The sequence below is a fragment of the Marinobacter sp. THAF197a genome, from assembly GCF_009363275.1.
In the GTDB taxonomy this organism is placed as follows: domain Bacteria; phylum Pseudomonadota; class Gammaproteobacteria; order Pseudomonadales; family Oleiphilaceae; genus Marinobacter.
Genome location: NZ_CP045324.1, coordinates 93,030 through 107,724, shown reverse-complemented (window position 1 = coordinate 107,724; position 14,695 = coordinate 93,030). Strand labels below are relative to the sequence as shown.

Genomic DNA, 14,695 nt, shown 5'->3' with positions numbered 1-14,695 from the left:
CCCACCATGGCTCACAGCGACGCGTTCCGTCAGCAAAGGCGCAAACTCATTCTGGCCGGGGTGGCGGCCGGCGGCCTGGGTACAGCCGCATGGCTCCGGCCCCCAGCTATTTGTGATGGCCACTCAGACTACTTCCGCGCCCTGTCCCGGGCGCTGGATGCCAGCGGGCTGGCCACACCCACCCTGATGATTGACCAGCAACGCCTGGACCACAACATTCAGCTGTTGCTACAACACCTTGGCGACGACTTCGACTACCGGATTGTGGTGAAATCCCTGCCTTCGGTGCCCTTGCTGGAGCATGTAATGGCCAAGACCGGCACCCGGCGGCTGATGCTGTTTCACCAGCCTTTCCTCAACCAGATTGCCAGATCCATCCCTGACGCCGACATTCTGCTGGGCAAACCGTTACCGGTCGCGGCGGCTGCCCGTTTCTATGATCGGCACCAGGCTGACCAGAACGACTTCCAGCCCCGACAGCAACTGCAATGGCTGATCGACTCTCCACGCCGGTTGGCGCAATACGAGCAACTGGCCCGGCAACGGAACGAGCCTATGCGGGTGAACCTGGAACTGGATATCGGCCTGCACCGGGGTGGTTTCAACGATGATCAGCTGCTATCCCGGGCGCTGTTGGACATAGAGCAATCCCGCTGGCTGAGCTTCAGCGGTTTTATGGGTTATGAACCCCATATCGTGAAAGCACCGGGGCCAACGGACTGGTTGTGGCAAAAGGCCATGGCCCGTTACAACCGGTATGTTTCACTGGCCCGGAACACCCTGGGGCGTGACCTGGCAGGGCTTACCTTCAACACCGGAGGCTCCACCACGTACCAGTTATATCGGGGCCGGGCCAACAGTGTTTCCGCCAACGAACTGGCGGCCGGCTCCGGCCTGGTGATGCCCACGGATTTCGACCTGGCCACCCTGGCGGGCCACCAGCCTGCGGCATTCATTGCCACGCCGGTGCTGAAACTGCAGGAAGCCAACCGGATTCCCGGCACACCGGGCCTTGGCCGACTGCAGCGATTCTGGAACCCCAACCGGGCCAGGGCGGTCTTCATTTACGGGGGCAACTGGAAGGCTCGGCCAGTGTCACCGGCGGGGCTGACAACCAACCCGGTGTTCGGACGCTCCAGTAATCAGGAGATGCTTAACCTGGCCGCCGGGGTGCCACTGCAGGAAGACGACTGGGTATTCCTGAGGCCGCATCAGAGCGAGTCTGTGTTTTTGCAGTTCGGCGATCTCGCCGTTTTCGATGCCAGACTGGGGCAGATTTCCAGTTACTGGCCGGTGGTGCCAGAGGGATGACGTCGCCGGCAGTGCATGCTTTAATTCCGCCGACCATCGATCATTACGGGACCCGGCATGACCCCTGGAATTCTTGCGGCCAAGAAGGCCAAAGTGAACTACACCATCCATGAGTACGACCACGACCCGGCGGCCGAGAGTTACGGTGGTGAAGCCGCGGCGAAAATGGGCGTGGCGCCGGAGCGCGTATTCAAGACGCTTGTGGTGAGCCTGGATGACAAGGAACTGGCGGTCGGCATTGTGCCGGTCACCGCCATGCTGGGCCTCAAGCAGATCGCTAGGGCAGCCGGGGCAAAGAAAGCCGCCATGGCGGACAAACAGCTGGTCCAGAAAACCACCGGTTATGTTCTGGGTGGTGTCAGCCCTCTGGGCCAGAAAAAACGGCTACGAACGTTTATCGACAGCACCGCCCATCACTTCCCGACGGTGTTCGTCAGCGCTGGCAAACGTGGCCTCGAGATTGAGCTGGCGCCAGACGATCTGGCACGCCTGACCAATGGCCTGTTAGTGCCGCTGCAGCAGGACTGACCCTGGTAGCAAGCACAAAAAAACCGGGCAACCATGGGCAGCCCGGTTTTTGTCGATCACGGCCGGAGCAGGCTCCGGCCGGCTGAACCGCTGGCCTTACTTCACGGAGTCCCGTGCATCGGCCAGGATCTTGTTGAAGGTCGCGCTTGGCTGCATCACCTCACACACCTTCTCCATGGGCGGGTGGTAGTAACCACCGATATCGGCCGGGTGGCCCTGCACCACGGTCATTTCTTCCAGGATCTTGTCCTTGTTCTCTTCCAGCTGCTTGGAGAGCTTGGCACAGAACTCTTTCAGCTCCTTGTCATCATCCTGTTTTGACAGCTCTTCCGCCCAGTAACGGGCCAGGTGGAAGTGGGAACCCCGGTTATCCAGCTCACCGGTCACCCGGGACGGAGACTGGTTGTTCTCCAGCAGGCGCTCGGTGGCCTTGTCCAGGGTCTGGCCCAGCAGGCGGGCACGCTGGTTGTCCTGTTTCTCACCCAGCTCATCCAGAGACACCGCCGTGGCCAGGAACTCACCCAGGGAATCCCAGCGCAGGTGGTTTTCCTGAATCAGCTGCTGTACATGCTTGGGCGCAGAGCCGCCGGCGCCGGTTTCGTACAGACCACCGCCGTTCAGCAACGGTACGATGGACAGCATCTTGGCACTGGTGCCCAGTTCCAGAATCGGGAACAGGTCGGTCAGGTAGTCCCGCAGCACGTTGCCGGTTACCGAGATGGTGTCCAGACCACGAATCAGGCGTTCCATGGTCCAGCGGATGGCGCGAACCGGCGACTTGATGTGGATTTCCAGACCATCGGTGTCCAGCTCGGCCAGGTACTTTTCAACCTTCTTGATCAGCTGGGCATCGTGGGCGCGCTCATCGTCCAGCCAGAACACCGCCGGCGTGCCGCTGGAGCGGGCACGGTTGACGGCCAGCTTGACCCAATCACGGATCGGCAGGTCTTTGGTCTGGCAGGCACGCCAGATATCGCCTTCCTCAACCTTGTGCTCGGTCAGTACGGTGCCGTCTTCGGCCACCACGCGCACAATGCCGTCTTCCTTCATTTCGAAGGTCTTGTCGTGAGAGCCGTACTCCTCAGCTTTCTGGGCCATCAGGCCCACGTTCGGTACGGTACCCATGGTGGTGGGGTCAAACGCGCCGTGGGTCTTACAGAAGTTGATCACTTCCTGATAGATGGTGGCGTAGGTGGACTCCGGCATAACCGCCTTGGTGTCCTTGAGCTTGCCATCACGGGCCCACATCTTGCCGGAGTTGCGGATCATCGCCGGCATGGAGGCATCAACAATCACGTCGCTCGGTACGTGCAGGTTGGTGATGCCTTTAACGGAGTCCACCATGGCAATTTCCGGGCGATGCTCGTAGCACGCGTGGAGGTCTTCTTGGATCTGCTCCTGCTTGGACTCCGGCAGCTGCTTGATCTTCTCGATGACGGAAGACAGGCCGTTATTCGGGTTAACGCCGATTTCCTTGAACAGGTCGCCGTATTTGTCGAACAGCTCCTTGTAGAAAACCTTCACCGCGTGACCGAACACGATCGGGTGGGAGATTTTCATCATGGTGGCTTTAACGTGCAGGGAGAACATCACGCCGGTTTTCTCGCAGTCGGCAATGGCGTCTTCGAAGAACTTCACCAGGGCCTTCTTGCTCATGAACATGCCGTCCAGCACTTCGCCTTCCTGCAGCGGCAGGTCGGACTTCAGCACCGTCTGTTTGCCCTGTTTGTTCTCAAACACGATGCGGGCGTTGGTGGCCTTGTCCAGGGTGACCGATTGCTCACTGGAGTAGAAGTCACCACCGCGCATGTGCGCTACGTGTGTACGGGACGCCGGGCTCCACTCACCCATGCTGTGGGGGAACTTGCGGGCAAAGGCTTTTACCGCAGCCGGCGCACGGCGATCGGAGTTACCTTCACGCAGTACCGGGTTAACAGCACTGCCCAGTACTTTGGAGTAACGGGCGTGGATTTCTTTCTCTTCGTCGGTTTCCGGGTGTTCTTTGTACTCCGGAACCTTGTAGCCCTGCTCGTTCAGCTCTTTGATGGCGGCACGAAGCTGGGGAATGGAGGCGGAGATGTTCGGAAGCTTGATGATGTTGGCGTCCGGATCCTTGGTGTACTCACCCAATTCAGCCAGGGCATCCGGAACGCGCTGGTTTTCTTCAAGGTAGTCCGGGAAGCCTGCCAGAATACGCGCCGCGAGAGAGATGTCGCTGGTTTCAAAGTCGATGCCAGCCGGCTTGGCGAAGGTTTCCAGGATGGGAAGCAGTGACCGGGTGGCGAGGGCGGGGGCCTCATCGGTCAGTGTGTAGACAATCTTGGCTTTGGATGTTGTCATTTTCGTCCTCAGGCAAATGGGTGGGTTCAGGACGGTCATGGCACGGTCAGGCGTCTTGTGAACGGCTGGTTATGCCGATGACTGATTCGGAACTTTTGATAGACCTACTAAGATAGCATTTTTTACCAAACTTTGGTTACGATCTTAGTATAAGAACGGACTAAAAATGCCTGATCTTCGGTTACAGGACGATGAAATGGCGGGAATTTACGAAACTTTCTAACATTTGTCAGGTTTTCCGGTTTTGGAGTTATCGCGTTGGTGGAACGGCCTCCCAAAACACGCTCCTGGCGGCACATCCCTGTGACGCTTGGGCTCCGCCATCCATGGCTCCGCACAGTTTTGGGAGGCCGTTCCACCAACGCTCATCCAACTGCCAAGCTGTATTCCGCGCGCTTTCAGTCAAGCGAAAACACGCTCATTTTGTCGACAAAATGAACGAAATCACGCCGGTAACAGCCTCACTTCCACCAACCGCTCACGTATCCGATCCAGGGCTTCCGGGTTGCCAAGGGCATCCCGGTTGTCCGCCTTGCTTGAGCCATTGACCAGCCGGGCCACCGCGAGTTCCACTTTTTTGCCGCTACGGGTGTAGGGAATGTCGGGGACCTCGACGATGTGTTTGGGTACGTGCCGGGGGCTGGCGCCTTCTCGGATTCGGGTTTTCAGGGTTTTGATCAGGTCGTCGGTGACAGTCTGGCCGTCGGCCGGGACTACGAACAGGACCACTTCCACGTCGCCGTCGATCTGGCGGCCGACTACGAGGCTGTCTTTGACCTCGCTGATGGTTTCTACCTGGCGGTAGATTTCCGCGGTGCCGATTCGGACGCCGCCGGGGTTAAGGGTGGCGTCAGAGCGGCCGTAGATGATGGCGCCGCCGTGTTCGGTGAATTCGATAAAGTCGCCGTGGGCCCAGACGCCGGGGAAGGTGTTGAAGTAGGCGTCTTTGTAGCGTTCGCCGTCCGGGTCCTGCCAGAAGCTGACGGGCATGGAGGGCAGGGGTTGGCGGCAAACGAGTTCGCCCCGGCCTTCGCTGACCGGCTGGCCGTCGTCGCCGTAGGCCACGGCGTCCACGCCCAGGAAGCGGCACTGGATTTCGCCTCTTCGTACCGGCAGCAGTGGGGTCGATCCCACAAAGCAGCCGCAGATGTCGGTGCCGCCGGCGATGGAGCCGAGCAGTACATTGGGGGCGCCATCGCTGTAAACCCAGTCGTAGTCTTCCGGCAGCAGTGGGGAGCCGGTGGAGAAGACCACGCGCAGGTGGCTCTGGTCCAGGGTTTTCGCCGGTTGCAGTTCGGCTTTGCGGCAGCCGGCGATGAAACGGGCGCTGGTGCCGTAGTGGGTGACCCGCTCTTTGGCCACGGTCTCCCACAGGAAATTCAGGCTCGGGTAACCCGGGGAACCGTCAACGGTAATCACGGCGGCGCCGGTCATCAGGGCGGAGGCCTGCCAGTTCCACATCATCCAGCCGCAGGTGGTGAAGTAGAGGAAGCGGTCGTCCGGGCCCACGTCGCCGTGCAGCATAAGCTCTTTGGCGTGGTTAACCAGCAAGCCGGCGGTGCCGTGCACGATGCACTTGGGTTTGCCGGTGGTGCCGGAGGAGTAGAGGATGTAAACCGGGTGATCAGGGTCGACTGGGGTAAAGGAAGGTGCCTGACCTTCTCCGGCTTTCAGGGCATCGTCCCAGGTGGTGACCATCTCGCCGGGGATCGGGGCTTCATCTGGCAGTTGCGCTACGCTGACCACCACTTTCAGGGACGGCAGGCCAGCGATCAATTCGGCAAAGTCGTCCTGGCGGGCAAACACCTTTCCGCCATAGCCGTAGCCATTCACCACGATCAACGCGGAGGGTTCGATCTGGCCGAAGCGGTCGTTGATGGCACCAATGCCGAAGTCCGGCGACGCGGAGCTCCAGATGGCGCCCAAGCTGGTGGCGGCGAGCATGCCCACAAGGGCTTCGTAGCCGTTGGTGACCACGCCAGCCACGCGGTCGCCCTTCTGGATGCCTTTGCTGCGCAGGAAGGCTTCCAGGGCGCCGGCGTCGGCTTTCAGTTCAGCGTAGGTCTTGCGCAGTACCGGGCGGGTTTCGCAGTAGGCCACCACGGCTTCTTTGTCAGCATGATCGCCGTCCGCCAGCCGCAGCAGGTTGGCGGCAAAATTCAGTTTCATGCCGGGGAACCATTCGGCGCCGGGCATCTCACGGCGGCCCAGCACCCGCTTGGCGGGGGTGTCGCAGACCAGGCCACAATAATCCCAGACTTTCTGCCAGAAGGTGTCCAGTTCGGTGATCGACCACTGGTGCAGGGCGTGGTAATCGGCAAACGGGCCAAAGCCCTGTTGCTCAAGCCAGGCCTGGAACTGGCCCATTCGGGAACCGGTGAGGGTTTCCTGGCTCGGGGTCCAGACAACCGGTGATTGTTCTGTGTTGCTCATCCGTCTCTCCAGAAAATTACTGCATGTGCCAGCCGTGGCTGACCACGATCGACTGGCCAGTGAGGGCGGCGGACGGGAAGGCCGCCAGGTGCACCGCCAGCTCTGATACGTCCTCGAGGGTTGTGAACTTGCCGTCCACCGTGTTCTTGAGCATCACCTTGCTGATCACTTCTTCCTCGGAAATGCCCAGCTCTTTGGCCTGCTCTGGGATCTGCTTGTCCACCAGCGGGGTGCGTACAAAGCCGGGGCAGATGATATTGCTGCGCACCCCATGCTCGGCACCTTCTTTCGCCACCGCCCGGCACAGGCCCAGCATGCCATGCTTGGCGGCTACATAGGGCGCTTTCAGCGGCGAGGCTTCCACCGAGTGTACCGAGCCCATGTACAGCATAGTACCCCCACCTTGGGTGTACATCTGGCGCAAGGCGGCACGGGTCACCAGAAAAGCGCCGTCGAGATGCACGTTCATCACCTTACTCCAGTCGGCAAAGGCCAGTTTATGCACCGGGTCAATGTGTTGAATGCCGGCGTTGGCCAGGGCCACATCGAGCCGGCCCCATCGCTCAATGATGGTAGCAACCCCCTGGTCCACCGCCTGCTCATCGGTGACATCCATGGCCAGGGCCATGGCCGTGCCGCCCGCCTGCTCGATGGCCGCGACGGTGTCGGCGGCACTTTCCAGCGTCAAGTCCGCGACCGCTACCCGGGCGCCTTCGCGGCCGTAATGTTCGGCAATGGCCCGGCCAATGCCCCGGCCAGCGCCGGTGATGAGTGCAACTTGGTTGTGAAGACGCATCACACTGTCTCCTTGTTGATGATCGGTTTGTTATTGGTCTTGTACAGGGCGGTCATATCAACGACCGCCGTAGACTTCGTTGGGCAGCCAGGTGGCCAGGGGTTCGAACCAGAAAACCAACGCCAGTCCGAGCACCTGCAGGGCAATAAACGGCAGCACCCCCAGGTAGATATGGCGTGTGGTGATCCCCGGTGGGCAAACACCCTTGATGTAAAACAGGGAGAAACCAACCGGCGGGGTCAGGAACGAGGTCTGCAGACAGATGGCGAACATCACCGCAAACCACACCGGCTCCACGCCGAGGGAGAACACTACAGGGGCCACCAGGGGCAGGATGATCAGGGTGATTTCCACCCAGTCCAGGAAGAAGCCCAGCAGGAAGGTAATGAACAGCACGGTGATCAGGATGCCAGTGGTACCGAACGGCAGGCCGGTAATGGCGTCACGAATCACATCGTCGCCGCCCAGGCCGCGAAGGACGGCGGCAAACACCGTGGCGCCGATAAAGATGCCGAAGATAAAGGCCGTGGTGCGGCTGGTCTGGTACAGGGATTCCCGCAGTACCTTGACGTTTAAACGCCGGCTCAGAAGTGCCATCAGCAAAGCACCGAACGCCCCTACGGCCGAGGCCTCGGTGGTGGTGGCAATGCCAAAGAAAATGGAACCCAGCACCGCGATGATCAGCGCCATCGGCGGTACCACCGCCAGGAATACATCCAGAAGCGCCCTGAGATCCAGCGGCTCCCGGTTTTTTGGCGCCGGGGCCAGGTCCTTTTTGATGAAGGAGGCAATCAGGATGTACAGGATGTACATAGCACCGAGCATCAGGCCTGGAATCAGCGCCCCCATGAACAGCTTGCCGACAGACGCATCGGACGTGCCCAAACGATCAGCCATCAACACCAGCATGATGCTGGGAGGCACCAGGATACCCAGGGTGCCCACGGAACACGCAGTACCCACCGCCAGGGATTTGTTGTACTGCGCCTGCATCATCGGCCCGAGGGACAACATGCCCAACAATACCACCGAAGCCCCGACAATACCGGTGGAGGCCGCCAGCAGCACACCGACAATCACCACGGTAATGGCATAGCCACCGCGCAGGGGGCCGAGCACCCGAACCAGGCTGTGCATCAATTTTTCAGCAATGCCGGAGCGGTCGAGCATGATGCCCATGAAGATAAACAGCGGTAGCGCCACCATCAGTTCATTGGCCACCACGCCATACAATCGGGCATCCAGGACGCCGATGGTGCCGTTCCAGGTAAACCAGAGGTCGGCATCAAAATGTTCGATCAGAAAGTTCGCCAGTACGGCAAACACCAGGCCAATGCCCGCCAATGACCAGGCCACTGGAAAACCCAGCAGCAACAGCACCATGAAGGCGGCGAACATGGCAATAACCAGAAGTGTTTCCAAGCCCATGATTCTTGTGCCTCGTTACGGATGCGGGTGTTCGCCGTTGCCATAGCCCTCGGGCGTGGCAATCTCGCGGGGAAAACGGAACAGCAGCGTGCAGCAACGCAGGGCTCGGGAAGCCAGGGCAATACCCACCAGGGTCATGCCGATGGGCAGCACACTCTTGAAGATGAAGCGATAGGGCAGGCCGCTGGGAGCCTGGGAACGCTCGTTGTACACATAAGAGCTGTAGGCGTAGGGAATCAGCGTTTCCACCATCAGGTAGACGATGGGCAGCGCCAGTAACAAGATGGCCGCCAGCTCTATTCTCGCCTGCCATTTCAGGGAGAACCTTTCCCGCAACACGTCCACCCGAACGTGGTCGTCTTTCACCACCGCAAAGCCCAGGGTGAGCATCATGGCGGCACCGAAGAAGTGCCAGGACAACTCCTCAAGCCAGATCGATCCGGCATTGAGAATGAACCGGCTGAACACGTTGGCCAGCACCACCACCAGCACGGCAATCCATAGCCAGGAACTGAGCTTGCCAACGCCAGCCACAAACCGGTCCAGCCACCAGGACAACCGGTTGTAGGGCAGGCCAGACCCCGCCTGAGCAGGCACGGGCGCCTTGGGGGATTCGTGCTCGTGAGTCACAATCACCTCGACATAATCAGGGAAAATTCGGGGTGGATGCCGGCAACGCCGGCACCCACAGGTTCAGGACTTGGTATCAGTCGTACTGATAGAAGTCCCGGGGCAGGTAGCCCTTGGAGTGCCAGATGGAGTGGTGTTCCATAAACTCACGCTGGCTGGTCAGAACGCGACGGAACATTTCGTCTCCGGCGGCGATCTCGTCCAGTACTTCGTTGGTGACTTTCTGAAGCTCACGCAGTACCGGCTCCGGCAGAGTCTGAGCGTTTACACCTTCCTTCTCGTAATCCCGCAGGGCGGTGGGCTGGGCCCATTCACTTTCGGCGAAGCCTTTCAGGGTTGCCGATTCGCAGCCCATTTCGATCACGGCGCGGGTTTCAGGCTTGAGCTTGTTCCAGACGTCCTTGTTCACCAGCAGGTGAGAAGTGGTCAGAGTCTGGTGCCAACCCGGCATGATGTAGTTTTTGATGATCTGGTCCAGGCCCAGCATCTTGTCGATGGCCGGCTGGGAGAACTCGGTGGCATCGATGGTCTTGCGCTCCAGGGCCTGATACAGCTCACCGCCCGGAATCATGGTGACTGACGCACCCAGCTTTTCCAGAACCTTGCCACCGATGCCGGCAAAGCGGATTCTCAGGCCATCAATGTCATCCAGGCTTTCGATCGGCTTGGCAAACCAACCGGCACCCTCGGGGCCAATGATCGAACAGAGCATGGGGTGGATGTTGCGTTTGGCGTAGATTTCTTCAAGTAACTCGCGGCCCTCACCCTGGTAATACCAGGCCAGGTAGGCAGGGGGTTCCATGTTGAAGGGGGCGCCAGAGTACAACGGCAACGCGGGAATAGTACCCTGATCGTAACCTACCCAGGTGTAACCGGCGGGGTACTTGCCCGTGCTGACGGATTCCATGATTTCAAACGGGGGTACCAGCTCGCCCGGCTCATAGTAACGAAGCTGGATATTGCCGCCAGAAACCGCTTTCAGGTTCTCAGTCAGGTGTTTGACCGGGGTAGTCAGGCCTATCAGATGCGACGGGAATGCCAGGGGCACCTGCCAACGGACTCTTTCCGATGCCAGGGCATCGCTGCTGATCAGGCTGCCGGAAATCACAGCCGCAGCGGTAATACCATAGGTAAGACGCGAGAGCTTTTGCTTGATCGACATGAAATGGATCCTTCTTGTTGTTGTCATCCACCTTTCGGTCTTGGTGCCGAAAGGCTGGTCTGAGTTGAATCAGACAACGCACGAAACCGCGACTGACCGGTTCGGGTCCAACGAATGTGCGCCAGTGTTGTTTTCGAGCGTTGTTCTGACGTCCTGCATTCAGGCTATAGCAGACACCGTGCCATCAAAACAAAGTCTTTATTTATCAATGAATTATAATCTTCACCTTTATTTTAGAAACGTCGGAGCGTCTGGCTGACCGGACACTTCAAGACCTTGGTCGGAATGAAATGTCCGAAAAACAGGACACACGTCTTGGATTCAGGACAGTTTGGCCAGCTTTTCATAGAAAACCGACCGGGAAATGCCCAACAGACGGGCTGCCTTGGTACGGTTACCCCGGCAGGCCAGCAGCGCCTGCTCGATGGCCTGGGCCTCCGCCTCGGCCAGGGTCTGGGCGAGCGGCCGTACCGGCCTGGGCGCCATGGCCGGCACAGCGCGCTGGCTCGCCCTTGGCAACACCTTGAAGATGGCATCGGCATCCAGCAGGTCGCCATCCTCACTCATGGTCAACGCCCGCTCCAGCACGTTGCGCAATTCCCGGATATTGCCCGGCCAGTCATAGCTGCCAAGAGCCGCCACCCCGGCATCGGTAATTTCCCCCCGCAGCCCCTGGCCCTCGCAGATTTCACCCAGCAGCGCCTCGCACAGCACCCCGAGATCTGCCAAGCGATCCCGTAGCGGCGGTATGTTGATTTCCAGCACGTTCAGGCGGTAATAGAGGTCTGACCGAAAACTGCCCTCAGCAATCATCGATTCCAGATTCCGGCTGGTTGCCGCGATGACCCGAACATCCACATTGGCCACCTTGTTTGAACCCAGAGGTTCGATTTCCCCCTCCTGGAGGGCCCGCAGCAGTTTCGCCTGCAACGGCAGCGGCATGTCGCCCACTTCATCCAGGAACAGGGTCCCCCCGTTGGCCAGTTGAAACTTGCCATCACGGGTACGCCGGTCAGCTCCGGTGTAGGCACCCGGCGCCACACCAAAAAACTCTGCTTCCAGCAAGTTTTCCGGAATGGCCGCCACGTTCACCCCAACGAAGGGTTTGTCGGCCCGGGGCGATACCGCGTGGATCGCCTGGGCCAGAACCTCCTTGCCGGTACCGGTTTCCCCCAGCAGCAGCACTGGCATGTCCCGGCCAGCGGCCAGACGGGCACGCCGTTTGACTTCCAGGGCAGCGGGACTACCACCGACAAAGTCCCCAAGGCTGTAACGGGTGCCCCGGGCCTTCTTTGCCAGCGCCTTGCGGGCGGCGGCGAGATCACGGTGCAGGCGGCGGTATTTTGATACCAGTGGCGTCAGCGGTTGCAGGTCGTCATAAAGGACGAAGGCAACCGCACCTTCAATCTCACCCTGCGGATCGTAATAGGGCAGTCGGGTCACCACCAGCTGCTGCTGGTTGTGCTCCATGATGTCCAACAGCAGGGGTTTGCCGGTTTCGACCACCTCCGGCATTCGGGTTTGAGGAATCACCTGGCGCACCGGTTTGCCGATCGCCTGCGCCGGGTCGCCAAGGCCCAGCAGGTGGGAATAGCTGCTGTTGATCCAGGTAATCCGGGTATGCCGGTCCACGGCAATGGCGCCGGCACTGGCTTCCTCGAACATGGGAAACAGCGCTTCTATCAGGTCTCTTGTCAGACCACTCTTGTTTTTATCGGTAAACAGCTCGGTCATGTACCGCGTACTCACGGGCCGGAATTGGTTCATGGGGCAACCCTGGGCGTCCGGATTTCCGGACGCAGTCACGGAAGTATAGAAAGCCCCCGGTCCGGGGGCAAATCGAAATATCCAGTCTTTCAGAAACCGACCTAACTCGCCCTAATCCGGTATTCGAAGCTGGCTTCCGGTATGGATAATCCGGTCGGCGTCCGCTGGTGCGGGCAGCACTGGCGGGAGGTTGGCTTGCGTCAGCGGATTCGCCAGGTCGCCCCTCGGAACGGCCCGAACCACTTGGCTGGGCGGTAACGGCTGGCCTTCGGTGAGATGGGCCCACATCAGGTCCAGCGCCTGGAAGTAGTAATGGTGAAGGGGGACATAACGATCTCCGACACCGGGAAATCCGTTGAGCACATCCAGGTGGTGGGCGTTGAGGATTTCGTAATAGCGCAGCCCACTGCCGCTGCCTTCCACCTGCCGGTTGAGCCCCACATAGGGCCGTGAGGTGTGGTTGATGGGCAATATTGCATCGGCGCGCCCGGTCACAAACACCGCAGGTTTACCCCGAAGGTTTCCGGTTGCCCGCACCTCAGCAATACCCGAGGCGACCGCATCGCTCAGCGCCGCTGCATCACCGGTCAGCTCGGCACCGGTTTCCGGGTGCGCGCCTTGCGCGAGGGCACGCAGGCACAACAGGGCATCCAGGCCGTAGTCCGGCAGGCTGGAGCTGGGAGAGACACTGGCGGCAAGGTTGGTGGGCTGCCCTTCCGCCTGATCGTACACAATGTTGACACCGGCTGAAGGGGGTATGCCATTACTGGCCGAGAACAACGCCGCCTCCGCCGCCGGAGCCAGAGGTATGACAGCCCCGCTACCGTCAGTGGCCGCCAGGCTGAGGTCGCAGATGCGATCTTCCACACCGCTGCGGCTATAGGCATTGGCGTAGGTCATGGAAATGCTCTGGGCGACGGCCAGGCCGAAATGCAGCGGCGCCAGCAGGTTCTGTTCTGGCTGAATGGCAAATTCCTCATTGAGGATCCGCAAGGCATCGGTTGCCTGGTCATCCACCGTGGCGCCAGACACCAGGCCTTTGTTGGCCAGTGATTGGCAGATGTTCTGGCCAATGGCCGGAGGATTGAATGCACTGTTCAACGGTGCCAGGTCACGAATGGCCGGGGCCTGGTTCGCGCACCCCTGGTACACCGCCAGGGCCGTGGTGTAATCCAGCAGGCTGCGACTGTGTTCGGTGATCTCGGGCCCCTCTCCCTGGCGAATGCTGAAGCTGCGATCCACTACCGGATTGACGTTGGGTTCAGACACCGCAACGCCGTCAATCAGCCCCTGCTGATCCTGCTCTGCTGCCAGTATCGAGGCACCGCCGCCATTGGAAACACTGGAGGCAATGACCAGGGTATTGTCCGGCTTAATGGTTTTCAGTCGCTTACCGTTCGGCAGCAGGCGCCCAAACTTTTCGTTCAGTACGTAGAAACCAAACTCAACGGACTGCAGTACATGCCGGCCCCAGTCCGCCTCCGGATTGGCCCGGGAATGGGCATGCTTCCAGGCGAATCGGTCCGGCCACTGGGCGTTGAAGTCGTCGCGCTGAGTGTCGGTCAGCTGTGCCCGAAACAGCACTGGCACACCCTGGTCGGTCAGGTCGCCATCGAGGGTCTGGGCCTGATTGTTCGTCAGGTTGTGGGCACCGGTGCCGGTGCCTTTATCGGTGTAGACCACGGCACACTGCTTCTTTAACCCCCATTCACCGGCCGTACCGATTGCACCATAGACTCCGCGGGAACCGGAAGAGGGAGCGGTTACCATACAGGGCGCATCAACGTTGAAGCTATCCGGCACCTGCACCATCACGGTCACCGGCACCGGGCTGCCAGGCACAGACATCAGAGCCAGGAATTCCTCACCGGGCACCTGGCCATCACCCGTCACCCCGACGTGTGGCCCGAACAGCTCACCGTAGCCGCCACCCGGCGCAGTATCCACCAACGCCCGGTAGTTGTTGTAAATAGCCAGTCGGCGACGCTCCCGGGCCGTCGGGTTGAGAGGGTCGGCGAACGCCGGAGCGGTGGCAGACGCCAATCCGTCTGCACCCAGGCCTGCGGTCAGAAGATCGTCGGTAATGCCATCGTAATCGTGCTGAAGAACGTCGCCCTGGATGAAACCGGGCAGCTGATTGAAGGCAGGGTTGCGGTCGTTACAGGCAGTCAGCAACAACCCGCTGGCGCCGATCAGGGCACAGAGTGTTATGGGTTTCATGATCGTTCCTTGTTTGTTGTTTTTAGAAACGCCTCACGGGAGGCAAACATGCCCAAGCGGATCCCATGCCAAAACCCCAA

The 14,695-nt window shown here is 60.1% G+C and carries 10 protein-coding genes; 2 read left to right on the top strand and 8 right to left on the bottom strand.

Annotated elements, in window-relative coordinates; translation table 11 throughout:
• The first annotated feature begins 6 nt into the window (after window positions 1-6).
• Window positions 7-1,311: a DSD1 family PLP-dependent enzyme gene (locus FIV08_RS00435; RefSeq protein ID WP_152436982.1), complete on the top strand. Its 1,305-nt coding sequence runs from the start codon at window positions 7-9 to the stop codon at window positions 1,309-1,311.
• 57 nt (window positions 1,312-1,368) lie between these two features.
• Entirely contained in the window at window positions 1,369-1,839 is a 471-nt protein-coding gene (gene ybaK, locus FIV08_RS00430; protein ID WP_072675800.1) for a Cys-tRNA(Pro) deacylase, read from the top strand.
• Window positions 1,840-1,935: 96 nt separating this feature from the next.
• On the opposite strand, the gene FIV08_RS00425 is transcribed toward ybaK, so the two are convergent.
• The 8 genes from FIV08_RS00425 to FIV08_RS00390 form a co-directional block, all read right to left on the bottom strand.
• Window positions 1,936-4,179, bottom strand: a complete 2,244-nt coding sequence (locus FIV08_RS00425) for an NADP-dependent isocitrate dehydrogenase (RefSeq protein WP_152436981.1) — start codon at window positions 4,177-4,179, stop codon at window positions 1,936-1,938.
• A 444-nt stretch (window positions 4,180-4,623) separates the two neighbouring features.
• Window positions 4,624-6,612 (bottom strand): acetoacetate--CoA ligase, encoded by a 1,989-nt coding sequence (locus FIV08_RS00420; RefSeq protein ID WP_152436980.1) that lies wholly within the window; start codon window positions 6,610-6,612, stop codon window positions 4,624-4,626.
• A 16-nt stretch (window positions 6,613-6,628) separates the two neighbouring features.
• Window positions 6,629-7,408: a 3-hydroxybutyrate dehydrogenase gene (locus tag FIV08_RS00415; RefSeq protein WP_152436979.1), complete on the bottom strand. Its 780-nt coding sequence runs from the start codon at window positions 7,406-7,408 to the stop codon at window positions 6,629-6,631.
• A 57-nt stretch (window positions 7,409-7,465) separates the two neighbouring features.
• Window positions 7,466-8,836, bottom strand: a complete 1,371-nt coding sequence (locus tag FIV08_RS00410) for a TRAP transporter large permease (protein ID WP_061331362.1) — start codon at window positions 8,834-8,836, stop codon at window positions 7,466-7,468.
• Between the two features lie 15 nt (window positions 8,837-8,851).
• Entirely contained in the window at window positions 8,852-9,466 is a 615-nt protein-coding gene (locus tag FIV08_RS00405) for a TRAP transporter small permease subunit (protein WP_197463808.1), read from the bottom strand.
• A 76-nt stretch (window positions 9,467-9,542) separates the two neighbouring features.
• Window positions 9,543-10,628, bottom strand: a complete 1,086-nt coding sequence (locus tag FIV08_RS00400) for a TRAP transporter substrate-binding protein (protein WP_061331363.1) — start codon at window positions 10,626-10,628, stop codon at window positions 9,543-9,545.
• A gap of 321 nt (window positions 10,629-10,949) precedes the next feature.
• Entirely contained in the window at window positions 10,950-12,362 is a 1,413-nt protein-coding gene (locus tag FIV08_RS00395) for a sigma-54 interaction domain-containing protein (RefSeq protein WP_152436978.1), read from the bottom strand.
• Window positions 12,363-12,506: 144 nt separating this feature from the next.
• Window positions 12,507-14,615 (bottom strand): 3-hydroxybutyrate oligomer hydrolase family protein, encoded by a 2,109-nt coding sequence (locus FIV08_RS00390; protein ID WP_152436977.1) that lies wholly within the window; start codon window positions 14,613-14,615, stop codon window positions 12,507-12,509.
• Window positions 14,616-14,695: the final 80 nt, after the last annotated feature.